Origin of the sequence: Micromonospora sp. WMMC250 (assembly GCF_027460215.1) — a bacterium.
GTDB classification, from domain to species: domain Bacteria; phylum Actinomycetota; class Actinomycetes; order Mycobacteriales; family Micromonosporaceae; genus Micromonospora; species Micromonospora taraxaci.
In genome coordinates, this window is sequence record NZ_JAPZBJ010000002.1 from 2,017,028 (window position 1) to 2,041,140 (window position 24,113).

26 protein-coding genes are annotated in these 24,113 nt (G+C 69.2%); 10 read left to right on the top strand and 16 right to left on the bottom strand.

The window, feature by feature from the left end:
- Positions 1-2: 2 nt before the first annotated feature.
- The 3 genes from O3438_RS08655 to O3438_RS08665 all read left to right on the top strand — a co-directional run bounded on the left by O3438_RS08655 (position 3) and on the right by O3438_RS08665 (position 3,052).
- Complete coding sequence (locus O3438_RS08655; protein WP_269679459.1) at positions 3-968, top strand: carbohydrate ABC transporter permease; 966 nt, start codon at positions 3-5, stop codon at positions 966-968.
- Positions 958-1,800 (top strand): carbohydrate ABC transporter permease, encoded by an 843-nt coding sequence (locus O3438_RS08660; protein ID WP_269679460.1) that lies wholly within the window; start codon positions 958-960, stop codon positions 1,798-1,800. The genes O3438_RS08655 and O3438_RS08660 overlap by 11 nt, the downstream gene beginning before the upstream one ends.
- 148 nt (positions 1,801-1,948) lie before the next feature.
- Positions 1,949-3,052: a glycoside hydrolase family protein gene (locus O3438_RS08665; protein WP_269679461.1), complete on the top strand. Its 1,104-nt coding sequence runs from the start codon at positions 1,949-1,951 to the stop codon at positions 3,050-3,052.
- A 7-nt stretch (positions 3,053-3,059) separates the two neighbouring features.
- On the opposite strand, the gene O3438_RS08670 is transcribed toward O3438_RS08665, so the two are convergent.
- Positions 3,060-3,944 carry an NAD-dependent epimerase/dehydratase family protein gene (locus O3438_RS08670; RefSeq protein ID WP_269679462.1) on the bottom strand — a complete coding sequence of 295 codons (885 nt, stop codon included), beginning with the start codon at positions 3,942-3,944 and terminating at the stop codon, positions 3,060-3,062.
- A 107-nt stretch (positions 3,945-4,051) separates the two neighbouring features.
- On the opposite strand from O3438_RS08670, the gene O3438_RS08675 reads away from it, so the two are divergent.
- Together O3438_RS08675 and O3438_RS08680 are read left to right on the top strand one after the other, a co-directional pair.
- Positions 4,052-4,552, top strand: coding sequence for a pyridoxamine 5'-phosphate oxidase family protein (locus O3438_RS08675; RefSeq protein WP_269679463.1), 501 nt, complete (start codon positions 4,052-4,054; stop codon positions 4,550-4,552).
- A gap of 88 nt (positions 4,553-4,640) precedes the next feature.
- Positions 4,641-5,060 (top strand): PPOX class F420-dependent oxidoreductase, encoded by a 420-nt coding sequence (locus O3438_RS08680; protein ID WP_269679464.1) that lies wholly within the window; start codon positions 4,641-4,643, stop codon positions 5,058-5,060.
- 51 nt (positions 5,061-5,111) lie between these two features.
- On the opposite strand, the gene O3438_RS08685 is transcribed toward O3438_RS08680, so the two are convergent.
- The gene (locus O3438_RS08685; RefSeq protein WP_269679465.1) at positions 5,112-5,996 is read right to left on the bottom strand and encodes a bile acid:sodium symporter family protein; all 885 of its coding nucleotides are present in this window, start codon (positions 5,994-5,996) and stop codon (positions 5,112-5,114) included.
- A 145-nt stretch (positions 5,997-6,141) separates the two neighbouring features.
- Here O3438_RS08685 and O3438_RS08690 point away from each other — a divergent pair, with 145 nt between their 5' ends.
- The gene (locus tag O3438_RS08690; protein WP_269679466.1) at positions 6,142-7,467 is read left to right on the top strand and encodes a glycoside hydrolase family 18 protein; all 1,326 of its coding nucleotides are present in this window, start codon (positions 6,142-6,144) and stop codon (positions 7,465-7,467) included.
- Between the two features lie 68 nt (positions 7,468-7,535).
- Here O3438_RS08690 and O3438_RS08695 read toward each other — a convergent pair whose 3' ends face one another.
- On the bottom strand, positions 7,536-7,898 hold the full coding sequence (locus O3438_RS08695; protein WP_269679467.1) for an effector-associated constant component EACC1: 363 nt from the start codon (positions 7,896-7,898) through the stop codon (positions 7,536-7,538).
- Between the two features lie 170 nt (positions 7,899-8,068).
- Between O3438_RS08695 and O3438_RS08700 the strand changes: the two genes are divergently transcribed.
- Positions 8,069-10,873 carry a M14 family zinc carboxypeptidase gene (locus O3438_RS08700; RefSeq protein WP_269679468.1) on the top strand — a complete coding sequence of 935 codons (2,805 nt, stop codon included), beginning with the start codon at positions 8,069-8,071 and terminating at the stop codon, positions 10,871-10,873.
- 67 nt (positions 10,874-10,940) lie between these two features.
- On the opposite strand, the gene O3438_RS08705 is transcribed toward O3438_RS08700, so the two are convergent.
- Both O3438_RS08705 and O3438_RS08710 read right to left on the bottom strand, forming a co-directional pair.
- On the bottom strand, positions 10,941-11,132 hold the full coding sequence (locus tag O3438_RS08705; protein WP_269679469.1) for a DUF397 domain-containing protein: 192 nt from the start codon (positions 11,130-11,132) through the stop codon (positions 10,941-10,943).
- The gene (locus tag O3438_RS08710; protein WP_269679470.1) at positions 11,123-11,923 is read right to left on the bottom strand and encodes a helix-turn-helix domain-containing protein; all 801 of its coding nucleotides are present in this window, start codon (positions 11,921-11,923) and stop codon (positions 11,123-11,125) included. The genes O3438_RS08705 and O3438_RS08710 overlap by 10 nt, the downstream gene beginning before the upstream one ends.
- A 330-nt stretch (positions 11,924-12,253) precedes the next feature.
- Here O3438_RS08710 and O3438_RS08715 point away from each other — a divergent pair, with 330 nt between their 5' ends.
- Positions 12,254-12,697 carry a hypothetical protein gene (locus O3438_RS08715; protein WP_269679471.1) on the top strand — a complete coding sequence of 148 codons (444 nt, stop codon included), beginning with the start codon at positions 12,254-12,256 and terminating at the stop codon, positions 12,695-12,697.
- Positions 12,698-12,763: 66 nt separating this feature from the next.
- On the opposite strand, the gene O3438_RS08720 is transcribed toward O3438_RS08715, so the two are convergent.
- The 3 genes from O3438_RS08720 to O3438_RS08730 all read right to left on the bottom strand — a co-directional run bounded on the left by O3438_RS08720 (position 12,764) and on the right by O3438_RS08730 (position 16,084).
- A complete protein-coding gene (locus O3438_RS08720) occupies positions 12,764-13,564 on the bottom strand; it encodes an SAM-dependent methyltransferase (protein WP_269679472.1) in 801 nt (266 codons plus the stop codon).
- A 125-nt stretch (positions 13,565-13,689) separates the two neighbouring features.
- The gene (locus O3438_RS08725) at positions 13,690-15,753 is read right to left on the bottom strand and encodes a cellulose binding domain-containing protein (protein ID WP_269679473.1); all 2,064 of its coding nucleotides are present in this window, start codon (positions 15,751-15,753) and stop codon (positions 13,690-13,692) included.
- 181 nt (positions 15,754-15,934) lie between these two features.
- The gene (locus tag O3438_RS08730; RefSeq protein ID WP_269679474.1) at positions 15,935-16,084 is read right to left on the bottom strand and encodes a hypothetical protein; all 150 of its coding nucleotides are present in this window, start codon (positions 16,082-16,084) and stop codon (positions 15,935-15,937) included.
- Positions 16,085-16,359: 275 nt separating this feature from the next.
- On the opposite strand from O3438_RS08730, the gene O3438_RS08735 reads away from it, so the two are divergent.
- Complete coding sequence (locus tag O3438_RS08735) at positions 16,360-17,694, top strand: extracellular catalytic domain type 1 short-chain-length polyhydroxyalkanoate depolymerase (RefSeq protein WP_269679475.1); 1,335 nt, start codon at positions 16,360-16,362, stop codon at positions 17,692-17,694.
- Between the two features lie 69 nt (positions 17,695-17,763).
- Here O3438_RS08735 and O3438_RS08740 read toward each other — a convergent pair whose 3' ends face one another.
- From O3438_RS08740 to O3438_RS08760, 5 genes are read right to left on the bottom strand one after another with little or no spacing between them, the layout of a single operon-like run.
- Positions 17,764-18,180: a hypothetical protein gene (locus O3438_RS08740; RefSeq protein ID WP_269679476.1), complete on the bottom strand. Its 417-nt coding sequence runs from the start codon at positions 18,178-18,180 to the stop codon at positions 17,764-17,766.
- A gap of 2 nt (positions 18,181-18,182) precedes the next feature.
- Positions 18,183-18,668, bottom strand: coding sequence for an EndoU domain-containing protein (locus tag O3438_RS08745; RefSeq protein ID WP_269679477.1), 486 nt, complete (start codon positions 18,666-18,668; stop codon positions 18,183-18,185).
- The gene (locus O3438_RS08750) at positions 18,661-19,155 is read right to left on the bottom strand and encodes a WXG100-like domain-containing protein (RefSeq protein ID WP_269679478.1); all 495 of its coding nucleotides are present in this window, start codon (positions 19,153-19,155) and stop codon (positions 18,661-18,663) included. The genes O3438_RS08745 and O3438_RS08750 overlap by 8 nt, the downstream gene beginning before the upstream one ends.
- A gap of 1 nt (position 19,156) precedes the next feature.
- A complete protein-coding gene (locus O3438_RS08755; protein WP_269679479.1) occupies positions 19,157-19,483 on the bottom strand; it encodes a hypothetical protein in 327 nt (108 codons plus the stop codon).
- Between the two features lie 25 nt (positions 19,484-19,508).
- Positions 19,509-20,327 carry a hypothetical protein gene (locus O3438_RS08760; protein ID WP_269679480.1) on the bottom strand — a complete coding sequence of 273 codons (819 nt, stop codon included), beginning with the start codon at positions 20,325-20,327 and terminating at the stop codon, positions 19,509-19,511.
- Between the two features lie 87 nt (positions 20,328-20,414).
- On the opposite strand from O3438_RS08760, the gene O3438_RS08765 reads away from it, so the two are divergent.
- Positions 20,415-21,119: a SanA/YdcF family protein gene (locus tag O3438_RS08765; protein WP_269679481.1), complete on the top strand. Its 705-nt coding sequence runs from the start codon at positions 20,415-20,417 to the stop codon at positions 21,117-21,119.
- 68 nt (positions 21,120-21,187) lie between these two features.
- Here the strand turns inward: O3438_RS08765 and O3438_RS08770 are convergent, their stop codons facing one another.
- The 3 genes from O3438_RS08770 to O3438_RS08780 are packed head-to-tail and all read right to left on the bottom strand — an operon-like array spanning position 21,188 to position 24,088.
- On the bottom strand, positions 21,188-22,204 hold the full coding sequence (locus O3438_RS08770) for a LacI family DNA-binding transcriptional regulator (protein WP_145780472.1): 1,017 nt from the start codon (positions 22,202-22,204) through the stop codon (positions 21,188-21,190).
- Between the two features lie 52 nt (positions 22,205-22,256).
- Positions 22,257-23,093 (bottom strand): carbohydrate ABC transporter permease, encoded by an 837-nt coding sequence (locus O3438_RS08775; protein WP_269679482.1) that lies wholly within the window; start codon positions 23,091-23,093, stop codon positions 22,257-22,259.
- On the bottom strand, positions 23,090-24,088 hold the full coding sequence (locus O3438_RS08780; RefSeq protein WP_088989051.1) for a carbohydrate ABC transporter permease: 999 nt from the start codon (positions 24,086-24,088) through the stop codon (positions 23,090-23,092). The genes O3438_RS08775 and O3438_RS08780 overlap by 4 nt, the downstream gene beginning before the upstream one ends.
- Positions 24,089-24,113: the final 25 nt, after the last annotated feature.

The following is a 24,113-nucleotide window of genomic DNA, read 5'->3' on the forward strand; positions in this document are numbered from 1 at the left end:
CGATGCCGGTCCTCGTGGACGACGTGGCGGGTCGGGTCGAACCCCGGCCCGCCCCGGGCGGCGCAGCGGCCCCCCGACGACGCGGATGGTGGACGAGTCGACGACGCGACCAGTTGGCCGGCCTGCTCTTCGTGACACCGCAACTGGTGGGCTCGGCGCTCTTCGTGCTGCTGCCGCTCGGCCTGGTGGTCTGGTACAGCCTGCACGAGTGGAACGTGCTCGCGGACACCTTCGACTTCGTGGGCACTGACAACTACCGCGAGTTGGTCGACGACCCGAAGCTGCCGGGCGTACTCCGGACGACCCTGTTCTTCTCCGTCGGCCTGGTCGTCCTCAACCTCGCTCTGGCCCTGCTGCTCGCCGTGCTGCTCAACCAACGGCTGCGCGGCACAGTGGTGTTCCGGACGTTGTTCTTCTCCCCGGTGGTGGTGTCCCTCGTCGCCTGGACGATCGTCTGGGGTTTCCTGCTCCAGGACAACGGCGGCGTGAACGGGGTGGCCGGCACGGTCGGGCTGGACGGCCCCAACTGGCTGCGCGGCGAGTGGACAGCGCTGCTGTCCGTGATCGTCGTTCAGGTGGTGAAGAACGTCGGCCTCAACATGGTGCTGTTCCTCGCCGCGTTGCAGGGCGTCCCGGCCGAGCTGTACGAGGCGGCCCGGGTCGAGGGAGCGAGCCGGTGGACCCAGTTCCGTCGGATTACCGTGCCGCTGATCAGCCCGACCATCCTGCTGACGTCGATCATCACAGTGGTCGGCGCGCTCCAGGTCTTCGCCCAGATCGCCGTGCTCACCCAGGGCGGACCGGGCACCTCGACCACGGTGCTCGTCTACTACCTCTACCAGCAGGCCTTCCAGTTCCACCAGTTCGGATACGGCTCGACGCTGTCGGTGCTGCTGTTCCTGATCGTGCTGACGCTGACCGTCATGCAGTGGCGGATGCGCAGGAAGTGGGTCTTCCATGAGCAATAGGCTGTCGTTGCGGGCGCGGGTGGCGATCTACGGGCTGATCTGCCTGCTGGCCGTCCCGTTCGTCTTCCCGACCTGGTGGATGGTCACCTCGTCGTTCAAGCCGGTCGGTGACATCTTCGCGTTCCCCCCGTCGCTGATCCCCACCGACCTGAGCTTCTCGGCGTACCGGCGGGTGTTCGAACTGCAACCGTTCGCCCAGCAGTACGTCAACAGCGCGTACATCGCCGTGGTGGTCACCATCGGCACCCTCGCCGTCTCGTCGCTGGCCGGGTACGCGTTCGCGCGGATCCGGTTCCGGGGGCAGCACGCGCTCTTCCTGGTGGTGCTGGTCGGCCTGCTGATCCCCAGCGAGGTCACCATCGTGCCGCTGTTCCAGATGTTCAACTCGGTCGGCCTGATCGACACCCACTGGCCGTTGATCCTGGTGCCGATGCTCGGCGCGCCGAGTGTGCTGGCCACCTTCATCATGCGGCAGTTCTTCGTCACCCTCCCCGGCGAGTTGGAGGAGGCGGCACGGGTGGACGGCCTGGGCCGGCTGGCGACCTTCTGGCGGATCGCGCTGCCGCTGGCCCGTCCGGCGCTCGGCGCGGTGGCGATCTTCACCTTCCTGCACAGTTGGAACCTCTACCTGGAACCGATCGTCTTCCTGTCCACCCCGGAGAAGTTCACCCTGCCGCAGGCGCTGACCCAGTTCGTCGACGCGTACGGCGGCCCGATGTGGGACGTGCAGCTCTCCGCGGCCTCGATGACGGCGCTCCCCGTCCTGGTCGTGTTCGTCATCGCGCAGCGGCAGTTCATCGAGGGCCTCGCCCACACCGGCCTGAAGGGATGATCCACCGGGCGCGTCCGCGCGGCGTCGCGGTTTCGGCGAAACTGTTATCCGGGTACGGCTGGCGAGTCTCCTGATGTGGGGCGTTGGCGGGATCCACCCACCGACGCGGCATCGAGTAGCGATGCGAGCACACGAAGGAGTCGAGACGATGCGCGCAACCGGCCCGGGAGAAGCGGACGCCGCGAGGGGCGGTCGAGGTGTCCACGCGGACCCCCGACGCGGGCTGCTCGGCCGCCTCCCGACAGGTGCGCGGCGTCTGCTGTGGCCGCTCGTCGTGGCCGCCGTGGTCGCCGTACTGGTCAGTGGTGTGATCGTCGTGATGCAACCGACCGGGCCGACGCCCGCCCCGGCCGCGACGCAGGCGGTCGACGCGCCGCCGTCCACCGACCCGGAGCTCGGCACTCCCACCGCGACCACGCCCGCCGCCACGGCGAGCCCGACGGCGGTGACCCAGTCGGCGACACCGTCGGTGAAACCGACGACCGGACGTCCGGTCGCCCCGGCGGCGCCGACGGTGACCTCGAAGCGCAAGGGTGTCGGGGTGTGGACCTTCGACGGGGTCAGCCAGGCGCTGGCGAACTCCGGCGCGAGTTGGTACTACACCTGGGACGTGAAGCACCAGGGCATCACCAGCCCCAAGGGCGCCGAGTTCGTCCCGATGATCTGGGGCGCGAAGAGCGTCACCGCCACCAACCTCCAGCAGGCCAAGCAGAACGGCAGGTATCTACTCGGATTCAACGAGCCGGACCTGAAGGGCCAGGCCGAGATGACAGTGGAGCAGGCGCTGGACCTGTGGCCGCAGTTGCAGGCCACCGGTCTTCCGCTGGGGAGCCCGGCGGTGGCCTGGGGCGGCGACCGGCCCGGCGAGTGGCTCGACCGTTTCATGGCCGGCGCGAAGCAGCGCGGCTACCGCGTCGACTTCATCGCCCTGCACTGGTACGGCGGCGACTTCACCACCGCCAACGCCGTCAACCAGCTCAAGTCGTACCTCCAGGGCGTACACGACCGGTACGGGCTGCCGATCTGGCTCACCGAGTTCGCCCTGATCGACTTCTCCAACGGCGTCCGCTTCCCCACCCAGGCACAGCAGGCCGCGTTCCTCACCGCGGCGACGAAGATGCTCGGTAACCTGTCCTGGCTCCAGCGGTACGCGTGGTTCGGCCTGCCCGCGACGGACAAGGACCAGACCGGGCTGTTCCGCACCGGCAGCGAGGCGACCGCCGTCGGCCGCGCGTACCAGGCGGCTCGCTGACCCCGACCTACACGTGGTCCCGCCAGGAGTGCCGCGGCTCGTAACCGAGGACCCGTCGCGCCTTGTCGATGCTGAGCAGGGTCTCGTGCTCGCCGAGGTGCTTCCGGATCTCGACACCCGGGTACACCTCGGCCATCAGGCTGGCGCTGGACCTGCTCATCACGGTGTCGGCGTTGGCGATGACGAACACGTCGGCGCCGGGCTGGTCGTGGGCGAGTGCCCGCTCGACCGCCTGCGCGCCGTCGCGGGCGTCGATGTAGCCCCACAGGTTCCACCGGCGCAGCTGAGGGTCGGCGTCGAACGAGGGGAACGGGGCGTAGTCCTCGACGTCCATCACGTTGGAGAAGCGCAGGCCCACCATGACCAGCTCCGGGTCCCAGCGGCAGAAGTGCCGGGCCATCTCCTCCTCAAGTGCCTTGTTCAGGGAGTACGTCGACTCGGGGCGCGGCGCGTACTCCTCGTCGACAGGCGCGTACGGCGGCGGGGTGTCGAACGGCAGCCCGAGCACCGTCTCGCTGGACGCCCAGACGACCCGCTTGATCCCGGCCGCCCGGGCGGCGGCGAACACGTTGTACGTGGCGGCCGAGTTGTTGGCGAACGTGGTCGCGTTCGACATCAGCCCGGGGGCCGGGACCGCCGCCAGGTGCACGACCGCGTCGACGCCACCCGCGTGTTCGTCGGCGCCCCCGGTGAACGCCTCCACCACCTGCCCGTAGTCGGTCAGGTCGACCAACAGGAACTCGCCGTCCACGTCGCGGGGGTCGCGGCCACCGGCGCGGTCCACGGCCAGCACGTCGACGCCGACCGCGCGTAGGTGGGTGACGACGGCGCGGCCGAGCTTGCCGGTGGCACCGGTGACGACGACACGCCTGGGCAGTGCGGATTCGCTCATAACCACATCTTCGCCGGGGGCGAACGCCGACCCACACGCGGTACCCCTGGCGAGGTCGTCAGAAATCGAGAAGCGCCGGTCGTCGGGCCGCACCTACCGTGATCACCATGACATCCATCGCCGCCGACGACAGCGACGTGACCGGAGGAAGCATGACTGACGTTCCGCCGCGCGGGCTTGAGCAGAGACTGCGGGACACTCGCGCCAGACTGGAGGACGACGTCGACCTCTGGGTCGCGACGGCGGGTTCCCCAGGGGGCGTACACCTCATCCCACTGTCGTTCCTCTGGGACGGGACAGCCTTCCTCATCTCGACGCCGCGCGCCTCGGTCACCGGCCGGAACCTGGTGGCGGATGGCCGGGTACGACTCAGCCTCGGGCCGACGCGCGACGTCGTCATCGTCGAGGGCATCGCTGAGCCGGTGGACATCGCCGACCTCGGCACCCAGACGGGTGCCGCGTTCGCGGCCAAGACGGGCTTCGACCCGAGCGCTCTCGACGAGCCCTACCAGTACTTTCTGATCCGACCGCAGCGAATCCAGGCCTGGCGGGAGGCGAACGAGCTGAAGGGGCGCCTCCTCATGCGTGACGGCCGCTGGCTCGGCTGACCGCGCGAGGTTTCCGCGCGTACCACAGTGATCGGGCCTGCGGATGCGTAACGTGCAGGGGTAAACGTTGTCGCCACGAGGAGACCTCATGTCCAAGCCACCGCTTCCCGAGGCCGCGGTCGAGATGCTGCGCAAGCCGAACCCGGCCGTCATGACCACGCTTCGCAACGGTGGTCAGCCGGTGTCCGCCGCCACCTGGTACCTGTGGGAAGACGGTCGGATCCTGGTGAACATGGACGAGAGCCGTCGTCGGTTGGAGCACGTCCGCAACGACCCACGGGTGTCGCTCACCGTCCTGGACGAGGCCGGCTGGTACACCCACGTCAGCATCATCGGGCACGTCGCCGAGCTGCGCGCCGACGAGGACTTCACCGACATCGACCGGCTGGCCAAGCACTACACCGGCAACGCGTACCCCCGGCGCGATCGTGGCCGGGTCAGTGCCCTGATCGAGATCGACCGCTGGCACGGCTGGGGCTCGCTCAAGGACAACAGCCAGATCGGCTGAGCGGCCGGCCCGGTCGGCCGTACGGCGGTGACCGGGCCGGCACCACCCCCGTCAGGGCGTTGACGTCGCGGCGGACCGGGTGCGGACACGGGTCACCAGGTAACCGAAGGCCGCCGCGGTGAAGAACATGACGATGCCGTAGACGGCTCCGGGGATCGCCATCTGGGTGCTGTCGAGCAGCGCCGGGCTGAGCGCGATGGTGATGGCCAGGGTGCTGTTGTGGATGCCGATCTCGAATCCGGCGGCCGTCGCGGCGCTCCGGTCGACTCCGGCGAGTCGCGGCACCCCGTACCCGATGGCGAGGCTCAGCAGGTTGAACGCGAGCACCGCCAGGCCCACCGCGACGAAGTAGTCGGCGATGTTTTCCCGTTCGCCGAGCACCGCGCCGGCGATGACGGCGACGAGCACCACGACGGAGAGGATCCGGACCGGGCGGTTCAGGCGCTCGGCGACGTGTGGCAGCCGGGCCCGGATCAGCATGCCGATCGCGACCGGGACGAGCACGATGGCGAAGACCTGCACCACCTTGTCGAACTGGAGTCCGAGGCTTCGCCCGTCGGGTAGGAAGTACGCCGCCGACAGGTTGACCAGGACCGGCAGTGTGAACACGGCGAGCACCGAGTTGATGGCGGTCAGGGTGATGTTCAGGGCCACGTGCCCACCGAACAGGTGACTGTAGAGGTTGGCCGTCGTGCCGCCCGGCGAGGCGGCCAGCAGCATCATGCCGACGGCCAGTTCAGGTGCCAGGTCGAACGCGAGGACGAGGCAGAAGCAGAGCGCCGGCAGCACCAGCACCTGACACACCAGGGCGATGACGGCGGCTCGCGGGTGCTGGGCCACCCGGCGGAAATCGGCGATGGTCAGTCCGAGACCCAGACCGAGCATGATGACGCCGAGGGCGATGGGCAGTCCGATCAGAGTCAGGGCGGAGTCCATGGCACAACATCGTTACCACCGGGTAACGACGTCACAATCCCCCATCTGGCTGGACGGCTCTTGACCGTGGACAGCCACCGGCTTAACTTCATCAATCAGATAAGTCTCTTTACTATTCTGCTTGACGCCTCGTGGGAGTGTGCCGATGCGACCATTCCGCCACCGCCGTCTCACCGCCGTCGTCACACTGGCGACCCTGCTGATCACCGCCGCCCCGCCCGCCGCCGCGAGCGCGGGCGACACCAAGCGACACCGCACCGGCTACCACCGGGTCGGCTACTTCACCCAGTGGGGCATCTACGGCCGGGCGTTCCCGGTGAAGAAGCTCGACACGTCCGGGGCGGCGAGCCGTCTCACCCACATCAACTACGCGTTCGGCAACGTCAGCGAGGACGGCCGCTGCTACGTCGACGGCGGGCCGGGCGAGGGCGACGCCTGGGCCGACTACCAGCGACCGGTTCCCGCCGAGGAGAGCGTGGACGGCGTCGCCGACGCACCGGGTCAGGCCCTCAACGGCAACTTCAACCAGCTCGCCAAACTCAAGGCCAAGCACCCCGAACTCCAGGTGCTGATCTCGCTGGGCGGCTGGAGCTGGTCGACGTACTTCTCGAACGCCGCCCGCACCGACGCCTCCCGCAAGGCGTTCGTCGCGTCCTGCATCGACCTCTACCTCAAGGGCAACCTTCCCGGCAGCCCGGGCGCCGGGGCCGGCGTCTTCGACGGCATCGACCTCGACTGGGAGTGGCCCAACTGGGACGGTGAGCCGGGCAACGTGATCCGCCCGGAGGACCGGGAGAACTTCACCAAGCTGCTCGCCGAGTTCCGCCGGCAACTCGACGCCCACGGGCGCACGACCCGCACCCACCACCCGCTGACCGCCTTCCTGCCGGCCAACCCGGCGACCATGGACGCCGGCTACGAGGGCCGCAAGATCTTCAAGTACCTGGACTTCGCCACCGTGCAGGGGTACGACTTCCACGGCGGCTGGGACGCCAAGTCCAACCAGCAGTCCGCGCTGCGCGTGCCGACGGGCGCGCCGGACAACCCGGACTTCTCCGTCGAGGTCGCCGTCGACGGGTGGATCGCCCGCGGCGCGCCCCGCGACAAGCTGGTGCTCGGCATCCCGTACTACGGTCGCGGCTGGACCGGCATCACCGGCGGCGGCAACGGTCTCTTCCAGCCGGCCGCCGGGCCCGCGCCAGCCACCTTCGAGGCCGGCAACGAGGACTACAAGAAGCTCAAGACCATGGCCGGCAACGGGTTCACCGTGCACCGCGACCTCCGCGCCGGGCACGCCTGGTTGTTCGACGGTACGACCCTGTGGACGTACGACGACCCGGCTGTCGTGTTGCAGAAGACGCTCTACATCCGCCGGGCCGGCCTGGGTGGCGCGATGGTCTGGTCGCTCGACGGCGACGACGACAACGCCACGCTGACCAGGACGATCGACCTCGGCCTGACCACCTGGTAGCCGCACTCCTCCCGGGCTCCCTTGATCAGGTGACGAGGACCAGGTCTCCGGACCCCCTCATCACGTGATCAAGGGAGCCTTCCCTCCTCGGGGGTGACCGCCTGCACCGTCGTCTCGACGAGGGCGGTCACCTGGCCCATGTCCCGCGCCTGGTGCACGTCCAGCTCGGCCGACCAGCCGGGGCGGCTGAGCTGGACCGTCACGTCCTCGCGACGGTTACTCAGCCAGTCGGCGACCGCCTGCACCAGCACCATGGCGGCACCCGCGCCGCCGACCGCCAGCCGCAGCACGTCGGGGCCGTCGGTCGACGTCCCGTCCGCGGGCGTGGTGGTGACCGCGTCGCGAAGCCGGGCATCGGCGCGTAGCCAGGACGCCAGGGATCGCCGAGCGTCGGCGGAGGAGGAATCTGGATGAACCGAGAGTGTGATCATCTCCGTCAACGTCTCCACCTTCCAGGCATCGACAACGCTCTCATCCTGCCAGCCCGTCGTCGTTACGGCATCCCGGACAGTCGGCGGAGTCGATCAGGCCTTGACCGTCGTATCCACTGTTCATAGGCTCCGGCCACTGCGAGGCTCTTCCCCAGAAGGGAACCCGAGACATGCCCTCATCGTCGCGTCCGTTCTGGACGGTCCCTCCGAAACGGCTGGCGGGTGCGGCCACCGTCGCGCTTCTGCTCGGCATGACTCCCCTGGTCAGCGGCACGTCCGCGGCGAGCGCCGCACCCCCGTCACGGTGCAGCAGTGACCCGACCGCACGGCTGGGCACCGTGCCGAGCCCAGAGGCGGTGCTCGGCTTCCCCCTCGGCGCGGGGCAGGAGCGGGTCGTCACCAACGACGAGGTCCGCACCTACCTCGGGGCCGTCGACAGCGCCTCCAACCGGGTCGTCACCGGAGTCATGGCCACCAGCGTCCTCGGCCAGCCGCTGCCGTACGCGGTGGTGTCCAACGAGCGCAACGTGCGGCCCGCCGCGCTGCGGACGATCGCCGACGACGTACGGGACCTGCGCGACCCGCGCCGGACCAACGCGCGGACGGCCGCCCGCACGGCGAAGGACAGCCCGGCCATCGTCTGGGTCACCGCCAACGTGCACGGTGGTGAGAAGAGCGGCACCGACGCGGCGCTCAAGACGCTGTACGAGTTGGCGGCGGGCCTGTCCTGCGAGGTCGCACGGCGCAACGACAACCTGGTCACCATCATCGTCCCCACCCAGAACCCGGACGGCCGCGATGCGACGCGGCGGCAGAACGAGTTCGGCTTCGACATGAACCGGGACTGGTTCGCCCGCACCCAGCAGGAGACCGACGGCAAGCTCGAACTGCTGCGCCGCTACCCGCCGCAGGTGTTCGTGGACGCGCACGAGATGGGCGGCCGGCAGTACTTCTTCCCACCTAACGCCGACCCGATCCACCACGAGATCGCCGGCGAGGCGGTGGACTGGATCAACCGGATCGGCGAGGCCAACAAGGCCGGCTTCGGCTTCAACGGCGCCTGCGACGACACCGTCACCACCGAGTGCTACTTCAACTACGACACGTACGACATGTTCTTCATGGGGTACGGCGACACCGTGCCGACCACCGGCTTCGGGGCGGCCGGCATGACGTACGAGAAGGGCAGCGCCTCGGCGGTGGCCGACCGTGTGCAGCAGCAGTTCCACACCCAGTGGTCGACGCTGGGCTGGGCCGCCGCCAACAAGCGCGAGGTGCTGGACGGCTACTACGACATCTGGACCGACGCGCTCGCCCAGGGCCGGGCGGGCGCCCTGGAGCCGAACGAGGTGGTGCAGCCCACCAACGAGGTCCAGTTCCCGGTCCCGGACATCACGATCCGCTCGTACTTCCTGCTGCCCGACCGGCAGCTCGCCGACGTCCGTCAGCTGGTCGAGCGACTTCGCCGGATGGACGTCGAGGTGTACGAGGTGCGCAAACCGACCCGCGTGCCCAGCGCGCGGATCTTCGGTGGGCGCAGCGCCACGAACGTGACAGTGCCCAAGGGGGCGTACTGGATCCCGATGGACCAGCCGCAGAAGCACTGGATCCAGGCCGTCATGGGCGAGGACCCGTACGTGCCGTTCCCGTACTTCTACGACGTGTCGTCCTGGAGCAACCCGCTGCTGATGGGCGTCTCGGCCCTCTACACGGGTGACACCGTCAAGCCGAACGCCGAGCTGGTCCGGAAGATCACCGGTGGTCGCACCGGCGCGGCCCGGCCGTCGGGTTCGTACACGTACCCGATGGACTCGGCCGCCGCCGCCGAGTTCACCTTCACCCTTCTCGACCGCGGGGTCCCGCTGGTCCGTGACCTCGCGAGCAGCCGGGTCGCCATCCCGGCGACCACTGTGAGCCGTACCGTCGACGAGCTGGCCAGGTCGCTCGGGGTGACGCTCACGCCGGGCGGCCGGCCGACCGGCACCCGCCTCGACCTGCCCGACGTCGGGCTCTTCCAGGGCACCGGCATCTCCACCACGTCGGGCTCCCACGGCGAGGCACGCTACGTGCTCGGCAAGCGGTGGGGGCTGGACCTGAAGCCGGTCACCACCGCCGACATCAACGACAACACCGCCGCGTTCACCGGGCGTACCGTGCTGGTGGTGCCGGACGGAAGCAACCCGACCGGCGGCCTGACCGCCACCGGCCAGGCCAACCTGCGCGAGTGGATCGCCCAGGGCCACACCTACGTCGGGCTGCGCAACGAGGGCACCCGATTGGCCCGCGCGGCCGGCCTCACCTCGACCACCGAGAAGACCAAGCCCGCCGACTACCTGGTGATCGGCTCGCACCTGCGGGTCGACGTGGACACCTCCAGCCCGGTGGCGTCGGGTCGCCCGGCGGAGGACTTCGAGTTCAACAACAGCGACCCGATCCTCACGCCGAGCACCACCGGGACGAACGTGCTCACCTACCCGACGGGTGACACGTTCTGGGCCAACGGCTACACCGTCGGCGCCGACGCCCTCAAGGGCACGGCGGCGGTGGTGGACGAGCCGACCGGGGCCGGTCGGGCGGTGCTGTTCGCGTTCAATCCGCTCTTCCGGGCGTACAACGAGAATGGTCTGCACCTGGTGGCCAACGCGCTGCTCTACCCGGCGGCCGCGACGCCGGACGCCCGGCGCACGGCCGGCGTCGACGCGGCGCGCGCCAGCGCCGCCGCCGCGCCGGTGACGCCGGACCTGGGGGGCGGTTGGCGGCCGATCACCGTCGAGGTGGCGGCGGCGGACCTGCCGCGCGCCCAGGCGATCGTCGAACGCTTCACCACCGACGCGACGGCGTCCGCGAAGGACGGTTCGGCGTACGTCGTGATCCCGAACCCGCAGGGGCTCCAGGCCGACGAGCACCCGTTCGCGAAGGATCTGGTACGCGCGCTGCGCGACGCGCGGGTGCCGCTGCGGTCGGTGGTGGGCTGACGCAGTCCTCTGTGCAACGAAGCGCCCGCCCCGAAGAGTGGGGGCGGGCGCTTCGGCGTTCTGCCGACTAGGACCGCCGGGGAACCTCGGCGACGAACGCCCGCCAGGCCACCGGCCCGAAGAGCAGCGCCGGCCCCTGCGGGTCCTTCGAGTCGCGCACACCGACGATATCGGGGAGGTTGTCAGCGACCTCGACGCAGTCGCCACCGCTGGAGCCGCTGCGGGTGGACTTGCGCCACACCGCGTCGATCAGGTCCATGCCGTCACCACTTCCTTCATCAGGTCAGTTGACTGCCGTCGAGGCAGGGCCTCGTTCCGAACGGTCTCCCACTTCGACAGAAGCGTAGCCACGTCATCGTCGTTGTCGATGACCGCCCCGCCGAGCTGGTTCTCCAACTGACCGACCCAATTGCCGTCCGCTGCCCGAGCCAGGATGAACGGCCCCGTCAGCCCGGCGTGCATGCTCACGTCGATCGGAATGATGTGGATGCTAATGTTCGGACGTTCAACCATGGCCAGCAAGTGCGTGATTTGTCCGACCATGATTGCCCGAAAGTCTTCCCCCGCCCGTCGCAGCACCTCCTCCCCGATGACCGCAACGAATTGCGGCGCCTTCGGTTGAGTGAGAATCGACTGCCGATCGAGCCGAGCCGCAAGCCCTTTGTCGACCTCTTCATCGCTGAGCGTGTCGTCGCAGCGAATCACCGCTCGGGCGTAGTGCTCGGTCTGAAGCAGGCCGGGGACCAGGGACGGCTGCCACGACCGGAGCTGGGTGGCGACGCGTTCGGCATCCAACCACGGCAGGAACCAGGAGGGCGCCCCCAGCTTGGCAACCATGCGCTCGAAGAGGCCGCCGTTCTTGAACGCGCGGTCGGCGCCCTTGATGAAGTCCATCGTCAGCGCCCGCGTCTCGCTCTCCACCGCGCTGACGTGGGAGGCGCTGAAACCTGCACCCCGGCCGAAGGACTCCTGGGTCATCCCGGCTACCCCTCGCGCGCGGCGGATCTCACCCACGATGAACGCGGCGAGCGGGTGCGGCAGATCAGCCATTCAACGCTCCCAACGACCACTCACGCCGCTTCTCGGCGTGAACGCTGCGCCGGCACGGTTCGAGTCGGCGAACATCGCCTCAGCGTAGTTGTCTCCACAGCGGAGCGTCAGTAGCGACGCGGCCGGTGGCGGTTACGAACGCGGGTCCCCACGGTTCGCGGGCGGGCGCTGCGTTCGGAACAGACCCGAAACGGCAGGTGAGCAGGCCGAACATCGACGTCCTGTTCGGAACAGACATCGACCATGGAATGCGCTCAATCCCCATCAATACGCTGGGCGGGCGGCGTCCACCGAATCGCCGGCCGAGACAACCATTTCTGGAGGTAGCACATGCAGGTGCAGCGTCTCGCACTCAAACTGTCAATGGCGTTCGCGGTGACAGCCGCCCTGGTAGCCACCGGGTCACCTGCCTCCGCCGCCGTGAACGACGACGACCACGTGACGACGTGGGACTACATCAAATCGTGCCAGGCTGGCCGCCTCGACTTCGTCGACTACGGCGAGGGCGCGCCCGGCGGCGGCATGAATGACGACTACTTCGTTCTGCGGGACACCTGCGCGAATGGTGACGGAGTTCTGGCGCGGGTCTACGTCAATGGCGAGTTTGCCGGTAGCAGATACAACGGCGGCGGCAACGGGAGCTCGATCATCTGGGATCCGGCTCAGGTCTACGCAAACGACGTGGTCGAGATGCGGATCTGCGGAGCAATGGGCCCGACCGACACATCCGGCTACTCCTGCGTTCCCAAGGTCTTCCGCAGCGTAGACGGTTGACGAGCATCCGAAGGGCTGGCACCGCGCGTGGGGTGCCCGCCCTTCGGCCCGAGTCTCACGCCTGCGTCAGGGTTTGCGGGCGACGCCGCTGTAGCCGGTGCGGGCGACCTGCGGGTCAGCGTCGGCCGGCGGCTCCGCGTGCGGCCACATGTTGACCAGTCCCGGCGGTTCGAGGACGAAGTCACCGAAGAAGCGGGAGATGTCCGCGTGGCTCCGTGGCACGAACGGGCTGTTCGCGCGCGCGTAGATCGCCGAGATGCGGGCCATCAGGTCGGGGTGCACGTCGGTGCCGGCGTGCGACAGCGCGAGGTAGCTGCCGGGGGCGAGCGCGTCGCGGTAGGTGGCCACGATCCGCTGTGGATCCTGCTCGTCGGGCACCAGGTGCAGCACGAACATCATCAGCACCGCCACCGGGCTACGAATGTCGATCGCGTCACCGATCGCCGGGTGGCCGAGGACCTGCTGCGGGTCGGTCAGGTCGGCCTGGACCACCGACACCGTCTTCGAGTCGGCGAGCAGCGCGCGGCCGTGGGTGCAGACCACCGGGTCGTTGTCGACGTAGACGACCCGCACGTCCGGGTCGATGCGGTGCGCGATCTCGTGGACGTTGTCCTGGGTCGGCAGCCCGGATCCGAGGTCCAGGATCTGCCGGATGCCCTTCTCCTCGACGAGGTGTCGGACCGTTCGGGAGATCAGCTCGCGGCCCTGCCGGGCAGCCTCGGGCATCCACGGCGCCACCTGCAACACCATCTCGGCTGCCGCCCGGTCGGCGGCGAAGTTGTCCTTGCCGCCGAGGTAGTAGTCGAACATCCTCGCCGCGTTCGGCCTGTCCGGTTGCAGGCCGACCTCGGGCTGTGACTGCGTCATGATCGACCACCTCTCCCCCGTCCGGTCCCGCAGCATAACGTCCACCATGATCGATCACCGGCCCCGCGGGTCGGGCGCACCGGCTGGCGCGGTCAACGCGTCAGCCGGTGCGCCCGACGGTCGCGTCAGCCGCTGGCGCACACGGTGCCGTTGAGAGTGAACACGGTGGGCAGCACGTTCGGTCCGCCGTAGGCGCCGACGAAGCCGGCACTCACGCTGCCGTCGGCGGCGATCTGCCGGTTGTCGTCGGTGGGGGTGACCCGCACGGCGGTGCCGACCTGTTCCCAGGTGGCGCTCCACCCGCTGCTCACCTGTTGCCAGTCGGTGGGCCAGGTCCAGGTGAGCGTCCACCCGTCGATCGGGCCGGTGCCGTTGTTGACGATCTCGACGCCGCCGATGTAGCCGTTGCCCCAGTCGTTGGCGGTGGTGAAGCGGACGGTGCACGCGCTGGTGGTCGGGCTACCGGTGGCGAAGGTCAGCGGCGGCGAGGCCCAGGACACCCGGCCGGCGGTGTCCCGGGCCAGCACGTTGACCGTGTACCTGCTGCCCGGCACCAGGTTGCCGACCGTGAACGAGGTGGCGGCCGTCTCGCCGAGCTGCTCGCTGACGCCGCCGTTCTGCCGGTACACCTCGTACTTGGCGATCGGGCTGCGGCCCGGGGTGGCCGCCGGCCAGGAGATCGTCGCGGCACGGTCGGTGATACCGCTGGCGGTCGGCTGGCCCGGGGCCGAGGGCCGCCCGGCGGTCGCGCCGGCCGGTCGCAGCACGAGCGTCGTCAACGAGTACGCCGGCAGCGTCCGGCTGGTGGCGGAGCCGCTCTGGCTGGTGACGATGCCGGTCGCGCCGTTGGTGAGGGTGGACACCGTCGGGGCGGCGGCGGACGGGATGAACCCGGCGTAGTCGATGGTGACCGGGTGAGCGTTGGCCGGGTCCTTGTTGAGCAACAGCAGCGCGAGGTCACCGTTGCCCCGACGGACGGCGTGGGCGGTCACCAGCGGCTCGTCGGAGCCGGCGCGGACGAACTGGTCACCGGTCTTCGCGAAGAGCTTCATCATGGTCAGCCCGTGGTACGGAGCGAACGGTGTGTTCAGTGGCGGCTCGCAGACCGAGCCGTCCTCGGTGCAGGTGCCGCTGGAGAGCATGCCGAAGTCGTTGTAGTCGGTCTGCCCGGCCACCTGCGACACCGTGCCGATGCCGTTGTGCACGTTCCACCAGTGGGCGGTGAAGATGCCGTTCGCCAGGAGCGCGCTGTACGCGTCGGCCAGGAAGAGCGCGGCGGGCTGCGTGTTCCGTCCGGCGTCGACGTTCAGCTCGGTGAAGCTGATGCCGATGCGGTCGGCGTTCGGGCCCGCGTACCGGGTGAGGTGTTGTCGCAGCAGGTAGGTCGCGTCGGGCAGGTGGTTGGTGCGGGCCAGCGACTCGGCGGCGGAACCACCCGGGTACCAGTGCACGTCCACGAAATCGATCTTCGGGCCGGCGATGGAGAGCACTGTCTGGTTCCACGGGCCCGGGTCACTGCCGGCGGTGATGCCGTCCGGCCAGTTGCCCGGCATGGTCAGCACCGCGCCGACCTTGATACTCGGGTCGACCGCCTTCATGGCGTCGGCGTACTCGACGACGAGCCTCGCGTACTGCGTCGCGCTCTTGTCCGGGTGGTCGTCCGCCTCCCAGGCGGACCCGTAGTGGCCGTTGCCGTAGTTCTCGTTGCCGATCGTCCAGTACCGCGCGCCGTAGCGCTTGGTGACGTTCGCGTACCGCACCCAGTCGGCGGCCTCGGCGGGCGTGCCGGTGCCGTAGTTCGCGATGATCATCGGCTGCGCGCCGACGCGCCGAACCGCCGCCATGAAGGTGTCGAAGTCGGTCCCGGGTGCGACGTAACCGCCGGGCGCGGTGTGGTCCTTCCAGTGGTAGATGTCGGCGTACGAGCCACCGGGGTAGCGCATCATCTGCACACCGGCGTCGCGGAGCAGGTCTGACGTTTCGGCGGTGCCGAGGTTCTGGTCCCAGATGGCGTGGTTGACGCCCAGCGCGGTGGCGGGCACGGTGGCCATGCCCGCGCGGGCGTCGACGGTGACGGCGACCGGGTCGGCCGCCGCGCTGGCGGTCGGGGCGTCGATGCCCGACAGCGCGGTCGCGGCGAGCAGCAGGCTCGCCAGGAGGGACGCGCGCCTCTTGTGCTGGATGCGCATGGGCTGGGTTCCTTCACGGGAAGGGGTGGACGACGGACCTCGGTGGTCCGTCGCTCGTGTCACCCGTCCCCCCGGATCCGTACCGGATCCCGGTTGCCCACCGGACGGGCCTCAGCCCCGCGCGCACAGCTTGTCATCGACGCACAAGAATGTCATGAGCTGATCGCGGACCTCAAGGGCGTCACCGCTCCTTGTCCTCGCCGCCGCCTCTGCGACGCCTGCTCACGGCTGCGGCGGCCAGCAGGGTGACGACCGCGGCGGCCAACTGGAGGACGGCGCCCAGCAGGTCGACCAGGCTGGAGATGGCGTTGACGTCTGGCGCAAGGTCCATGAACGGCCTCCGGGTTAGTGCCCACCGTCCGCTTCCTGCGGAAGGCCCCTCCCCCGGGCTCAGCGGTGACCACGTGAGCGCCACCGCCATTGTGACACCCCCTCCCACGCGGCGGAAGGCCCGCGCGGCACGGCTTGACGACCGGGATGTTATCGCTCACAGTCGATGCGATGCGATCAGCGTCCACGGCTCTCCGGGCGAGCCCTCGCTGGTCGGACCCGACGGTCATGACGTGCTGCCGCCAGGTCCGCCGACCCACGACAGAGGAATCGCCGATGAGATTCAGAACCGCACTGCTGGCCGCCGCACTCACGACGACCCTCGCGACGATGACGGCAGTGGCAACTGTCGCCACCCCGGCGTCGGCGGCGACGCTCACCCAGGTGACCAACTTCGGCACCAACCCGACGAACCTGCAGATGCACCTGTACGTGCCGGACCGGCTGGCGGCCCAGCCGGCCCTGCTCCTCGCGTTGCACTACTGCACCGGCAGCGGTCCGGCGGTACACACCGGCTTCGGCCTCAGCACCCTGGCCGACCGTTACGGCTTCATCGTGATCTACCCGTCGGTGACCCGGAGCAGCAAGTGCTGGGACGTCTCCTCGCCGCAGGCCCTCCGACGTGACGGTGGCAGCGACCCGGTCGGCCTCAAGTCCATGGTCGACCACGTCCGGAGCCGCTACCCCGTCGACTCCACACGGATCGGCGTGGGCGGCTTCTCCTCCGGCGCGATGATGACCAACGTCATGCTCGGCCTCTACCCCGACGTGTTCCACGCGGGCTTCAGCTCCTCGGGTGTCCCGTTCGGCTGCTTCGCCACCACCAACGGCGCGGAGTGGAACAGCGAGTGCTCCGGCGGGCGGATCGTCCGGACCGGGCAGCAGTGGGGTGACCTGGTCCGCGGCGCGTACCCCGGCTACACCGGCAACCGCCCCCGGGTCCAGATCTGGCACGGCACCACGGACACCACACTGAGCTACGTCAACTTCGGCGAGCAGGTCAAGCAGTGGACCAACGTCCTGGGTGTGTCCCCGACACCCAGCTACACCGACTCACCGCAGACCAGCGCCACCCGCACCCGCTACGGCGGCACCGGCGGCACGGCGCCCGTTGAAGCGATCAGCTTCCAGGGGTACGGCCACTCCATTCCGTTCGACGCCGCCCAGGCCGTCCGGTTCCTGGGCTTCGACACCACGAGCCCCACCACCCCGCCGCCCGGCGGCGCCGCGGCACCGCTGCGCAACGTGGCCGCCAACCGCTGCCTGGACGTGCCGTCCAGGTCACAGACGAACGGCACCCAACTGACGCTGTGGGACTGCAACGGCGGCACCAACCAGCAGTGGACACCGACCACCACGAAACAACTCCAGGTGTACGGCACCAAGTGCCTCGACGCCGAGGGGGCCGCGACCACACCCGGCACCCGAGTGATCATCTGGAACTGCGGCAGCGGCGCCAACCAGCAGTGGAACCTCAACACCGACGGCACGGTCACCGGCGTGCAGTCCGGCCTGTGCCTGTCGCCGAACGGCGCCGGCACCGCGAACGGCACCACGATGGTCCTGGCGAGCTGCACCGGCGGCAACAGCCAGAAGTGGACCCGGAACTGAGGCGCTGACCGATCACGGCGCGTGGCCCGGAGCGATCCGGGTCACGCGCTCGGCGCGCGCCCGCGGCCGCTAATCCTTGTCGAGGCGCAGGAGGTGACGACCCGGGAACGGGCCCCCATGCTCCTGCTCCCACGTCCTCAGGTGCCGCTTGCGATCCTCGACCGACGGCGCCAGGAAGTCGAAGTACGTCAGAATGAGCGAACGGGCCTCGTCCACCCCGTACGTCGTCCCCGACGGGACCGGCCCGAGGCTCTCCACCGTGACACCGGCGGAGGTGCAGCGCACGACGGACGAGTTGCCCTCGAACTCCTCGTACGCGGAACGCCCCGACACCACGTCGTCGATGCACTGGAGCAGTTCGAGGCAGTCCGGCGCATAGTTCTGAATATCGCTGGTGAGCTGGGACGCGAAGTCACGGAAGCGCCGATCACCGCGCGTCATGGTCGGCGCACCGAACTGGTTGCGACCGAACTCGATGTCCGCCATCGTCAGCTTCCCCCCACCGGCCAGGCCGAATACCACGTCGTGCCGCCGGGATTGTAGAAACCCTCCACCAGCACACCGTTGGCCCTACCCTGCCATTTGTTCGGATCCACCGGATGCGGACCCCCCGATCGGAAAGCACCTTCGATCGTCTCGTCGACCCGCTGGGGCGTCCAGTTGTCGGGGAAGAAGGTGCTCGAACCCCGCTTCTGACGCCAGACACCACCAGTGTCAAGCACGTCGACCCGGGCACGGTACGTGCCGTCGACATGCCGTTCCAGGATCATCTCCCGGCCGTCCGGGCCGACCCGGACCCGGGCGCCGGGCGGGTTCTCCCCCATGAAGCGATGGTGGAAGCCGGTGCCGCGCGGCGGGGTGGCGTTCGCGTTGACGTGGCCGCGGAAGATGTGCTCGTAGCGGCGGTGACGCATGCGCGCTCTGAGCCATTTCTCTACCGGCCGGAAGAGGCCCGCCTTGCCTCGGCTACCCACCGAGGACCGCTTCTGTAGCCATGTTCAGCAACTGGTCGATGAGGGCACCGGTGATGAGCTTGAAGATCGGGATCTCCAGCAGTGAGGCACCGAAGGTCACCGCCGCCGTCGCAACAGCCTGCGCGATCTGGATCGCCAGCAACGTGAGCTGCACGATAACGTTGATCTTGAGTGCGAGCACGATGCCTGCGCACACCATCAGTCCGGCACCGATCAACGCGGCGGCGGAAGCCCCGTCGTCGAGGTTCGTCTTCGCCGAGTCGGCCGCCTGCCAGGTGGCCCGGAAACGCTCGATGGCGTCGTCCCGGTTGTCGGTCCACACCTGTTGCGCCCAGCGATCGGCGTCTGACACGGGCTCGGCCAGGCGCTCCGGGAAGGCCAGCCATGCTTGGCCCATCTCCAGCAACGTGGTCTCGTCGGCCTCCGGCCAGGTGTAGCCGAGAATGCCCAGCAGGGACACCAGCTCGGTCGGCAGCGTCAGTCCCATGTCAGCTGAGCATCTCCCCGAATCGGCCGAGGTGCTCCACGATGGCACGCTCGGTCTGCTGGTAGTTCAGGCCCATCACCCGGCTCAGCTTGCCGATGTCCTCGATCTCGACCAGGTTGGCGTCGTAGCTCTCCAGTGCCAGGTCGCGAATCGTCTCGTACACCATCCCGATGAGCGAGCCGAGATCGTCGCTGCCCCAGGGTGCGCCGAACGCGCCGAGCTCGGCGTCGAAAGAGGTTATCGCGGCGCGGATGCGCTGGGCCGAGGCGACCAGGTTGTCGCCCGCGTCAATGATCGCCTCGGGGTTGATCTCGATCTCGTTGGCCATCACGCCTCACCTCCATCGATCGTTGTCACGGCTCTCGGATGCGAGCCATCATCCCCGTCAACGCTCCGGTCAGTGCGGCCATCTGCCGAAGACTGGCCTCCTGCAACTCGGCCGCCCGAACACCGAGGTCCTCCGGGACCAGCCCGTGCGACGCCGCGTCCGCCGCCGCTGCGCAGTCGTCCACCGCCCGGTTGACCGCCTCGACGATCGACTCACCCAGCTCCGCAGATGTAGACCTGCCGGCGTGGGGCGTTAGTTCCAGGCGCACTATCTGGCCGGTGCCATCCACCTCGGCCAAGGCCCGCCCCGCGTCGTCCGTCCCGATCCGCTGATGCTCGCCATCCTCCGGCTGATCAGGGGCAGGCGTCGACCCCAACAAGTCCAGGACACCGTGCAGAAGGTCCGCCGTACCGTTCGCCGAGGGATCACCGCCGAGCCCGGTCGTCGCTCCCACCTTGGCAACAGCCTCGGCCAGTGCCCCCTGAAGCCGATGCATCGCCAGCTCGCTCTCCGCGAGGACCTCTGCCAGACTGCCGCCCAACACGGACAGATCCGCTGCGGGCCCACCGTCGGACAGCTCGACACGGGTATCGGCGAGGGCGCTGTTCGCAGCGTCCATCACAGAAGGGCTCAGGTCGGCGCCGGATAAGCGCATCATCGACGCAGCCACGGTGACTGAACGCAGGCGCCCTCCTGCCGCGGTGACGATGACCGGCCCGCGTGCGGTATCCACCCGGCACTCGGCGACGGCGTCAGTCCTTGGTGGACTCCTCCGAAGCTCCGCCAACTCGCGACGGTAGGCGTTGATCCGCGTCGCGTAGACGTCTCTGGCATCATCCGGCATTCGTAGCCTCCCCGTGACGACCCACGGAACCCTAGCAACGAGAGGCAGGCCGTCGCCGTCCCGCAAGGTCCGAATAGTCTCGCCGGCATGCGGGGACGTTTCGGTGTGGCGCGATGGTACGGGGAGCACCGGCGGTTCGTCCGCCGTACTCTCTTCGCGTTGGTGGTGGGCGCGGTGCTGCTGGCCGGCGGTACGGTCGCCAGCGTGTGGTGGGTCCGCGACACCGCCGACGGCCATCTCTTCGGTGAGGCAGACGTGCCCGCTGCGCCGGTGGCCCTGGTCCTGGGCACGAAGGTGGACGCCGACGGTACGCCGTCGGAGGTCCTCGCCGCCCGGTTGGAGATCGCGCGGCGGCTGTTCGACGCCGGGCGGGTGGGCGCGATCCTGGTGTCCGGCGACAACATGAACGCGGACTACAACGAGCCCGAGGCGATGCGGGGCTGGTTGGTCGACCGGGGCGTGCCGGCGCGGAAGGTGGTGCTCGACTACGCCGGTTTCGACACGTACGACTCCTGCGCCAGGGCCCGGCAGATCTTCGGGGTGCGACGCGCGACGGTCGTCACCCAGTCGTTTCACCTGCCCCGGGCCGTGGCACTGTGTCGACGGCTCGGCATCGACGCCCAGGGGGTGGGCGACGACAGCGCGAAGCAGTACTCCCTGACCTGGCGGTTCGGGTCCTTGCGCGAGAACGGCGCCTGCCTGAAGGCCGTGCTGGACGTGCTGTCCGGCCGGGAGCCCGCGCACCTCGGTCGCCGCGAGAGTGGCGTCGAGGACGCGCTCCGCGACGCCTGACCCGCGACGCCTGACCCGCGACGCCTGACCCGCGACGCCGCACGAACGCGACGAGCCGCGCGGCGCGGTCAGCGGGGTGGCGCGGCGCTGTCGCGCACGATCAACTCGGTGGCGAGTTCGACCCTTGGGCTCTCGGTCTTCTCGCCGCCGGCGAGGCGCAGGACGGTCCGGGCGGCCAGCATGCCCATCTCGGCGAGGGGTTGGCGGACGGTGGTCAGCGGCGGGGAGCACCACCGGACCTCCGGCAGGTCGTCGAAGCCGACCACGCTGACGTCGTCGGGCACCCGTAGGCCGCGTTTGCGGACCGCCTCGTAGACGCCCAGTGCCATCTGGTCACTGGAGGCGAAGATGGCGGTGGGTGGGTCGGGCAGGGCCAGCAACTGCGTACCCGCGCTGAAACCGGACTCGTGGTAGAAGTTGCCCGGTCGGATGAGGGCGTCGTCGATGGGGATGTCGGCGGCGCCGAGCGCGGCCCGGTAGCCGTCCATCCGGGCCCGGCTGCACATCAGGTGCGGTGGGCCGGCGATGAAGCCGATCCGCCGGTGCCCCAGGCTGATCAGGTACTGGTTGGCGCTCAGGCTGCCCGCCCAATTGGTGGCGCCGATGGTGGGTGATTCCTGCGGGTCCACCCCGGCGGGGTCGATGATGACGACCGGCAGGTGGAGCCGGCGCAGCTCGGCCTGCAACGGCGGGTTCACCATCGACGTCACGAAGATGACGCCCTCGGTGGAGCGCGTCCGCATGTTGTCGAGCCACTGCTTGGCAGAGGAGATGCGCCAGTGGATCGCCGAGACGACGGTGCCGACGCCGCTGGTCTGGCCGACGTCCTCCACCCCTCGGATGATCTCCACGGCCCACGGGCTGTCCAGGTCGTTGAAGACCAAATCGATGAGGGCCGCGTCGGTCCGCCGGGCCGGTGACCGGCGGCGGTACCCGTGCCGGTTGAGCAGCGCCTCGACGCGCTCCCGGGTGTCGGGAGCGACGTCGGAGCGACCGTTGATGACTCGGGAGACCGTGGGTACGGAGACACCCGCCAACCGCGCGATCATGGCGATGGTGACGTTTCGGCCGTTCTCCGCGCCCACGGTCCCCCCTCGTCATACCGGAAGCTTCAGGTCTGCTCGCGATGCTGCGATGTCATCCCTTGACGCTGCCGGTCAGGCCGCCGATGAGTTGACGCTCGGCCACCGCGTAGAAGCCCAGGGCCGGCAGCATGGACAGCACGACGTAGGCGAGCACCCGTGCGGTGTCGTCGGCGTACTGGCCCTGGAACGCCTGGACCCCGACCGGCAGTGTCCACCAGCTCTGGTCGCTGAAGACGACCAGCGGGAGCATGAAGTTGTTCCAGCTGGTGACGATCGCCAGCACCGAGACGGTGGCGAGGGCGGGGCGCGCCATCGGCAGCAGGACCTTCCAGAAGAACCCGAAGGCGCTGCAGCCGTCGAGGACGGCGGCCTCCTCGACCTCGGCCGGGATGGTCCGGAAGAACTGGCGCAGGATGATGATGGTGATCGGCAGCCCAAAGGCGGCCTGGGGCAGGATGACACCGAGCGGGTTGTCCAGCAGGCCGACGCTGCGCAGCAGCACGAACAGCGGCAGGATGGCCACCGCGAACGGGAACATCAGGCCGATCGCGAACAACGTCACCAGGAACTCGCGCCCCCGGAAGGCGTAGCGAGCGAAGACGAACGCGGCCATCGCCGCCGCGCCGACGACGATGAAGGTGCTGCTCACGGCGATGAGGAGGCTGTTGCCGAGCTGCCGCCAGAACACCCCGTTGCCGAGGATCTCGAAGTAGTTCGGCACCCACGGGTCGGGCCAGCCCAGCGGGTTGGTGGACAACTGGCCGTTGTCCTTGAAACCGCCGAGCACGCCGAAGTACACCGGCACGACGATGAGCACGCCGACGGCGATGCAGACGAGGTGCAACACGACGCTGCGGGTCCGCTGGGCGCGACTCGCCGTGGCGGTCATCGCTGGCCTCCCTGGGTGGTGATCGCGCCCGCCGTGTCACGACGCAGGACGATGCGTTGGTAGAACAGGGCGAAGACGAGGCTCAGCAGGAACATCACGATGCTGATGGCGCTCGCGTAGCCGACCTCGAAGCGACGGAAGCCGAACTGGTACATCGTGACCGCGAGGGTCTCCGAGGAGTGGATCGGCCCACCGCCGGTGAGCACCCACACCATGTCGAACAGCTGGATGGTGCCGATGACCGACAGGAAGATGCTGATGCGGATCGTCGGGCCGAGCAGGGGCAGGGTGACGTGTCGGAACGCCTGCCAGCCGGTGGCGCCGTCGGTGACCGCCGCCTCGTGCAGTTCCTTCGGGATGCCCTGCCGGGCTGCCAGGAAGAGCATCATGTAGAGGCCGAAGTACTTCCAGGACACCACCAGGAAGACGGCGTACAGCACGGTGTCCGGGTCGGCGAAGACGGTGCCCGCGTCGGCGCCCAGCCACCGGGCGACCCCCTCGCCCAGCCCTCGGTTCGGTGAGAACACCAGGGTGAAGAGGACGGCCGTGGTGACCTCGGAGAGCACGTACGGGGCGAAGAAGATCAGCCGATAGACGGCCCGCCCGCGCAGTGGCTGATTGAGGAGCATGGCCAGGGCCAGCGCAACAGGCAGCTGCACGACCAGGGACAGCACCACCAGGATCAGGCCACGCCACAGGTCGCCGCGGAACGTCGGGTCGCCGAAGGCACGGGTGTAGTTGTCCAGCCCGATGAAGTTCTCCGGCAGGCCGAAGCCGTTCCACTTGAAGAAGCTGGCGTAGGCGGCCACCACGATGGGGGCGAGGACCAGCAGCACGAACAGCGCCAGGGCAGGCGCCAGGAACACGGCGAGGACGCCACCCCGGCCCGGCCGGGGCTGGCGGCCACGCTTGCGCGCGGTGCCCGGCCCCGGTGCCGGCGGATCGGTCGCCGTGTCGCCGCGCCTCAGGTCGGACACGGTCGATGGCCTGGTCATTCCTGCTCCACTCGGGTTCTACGGC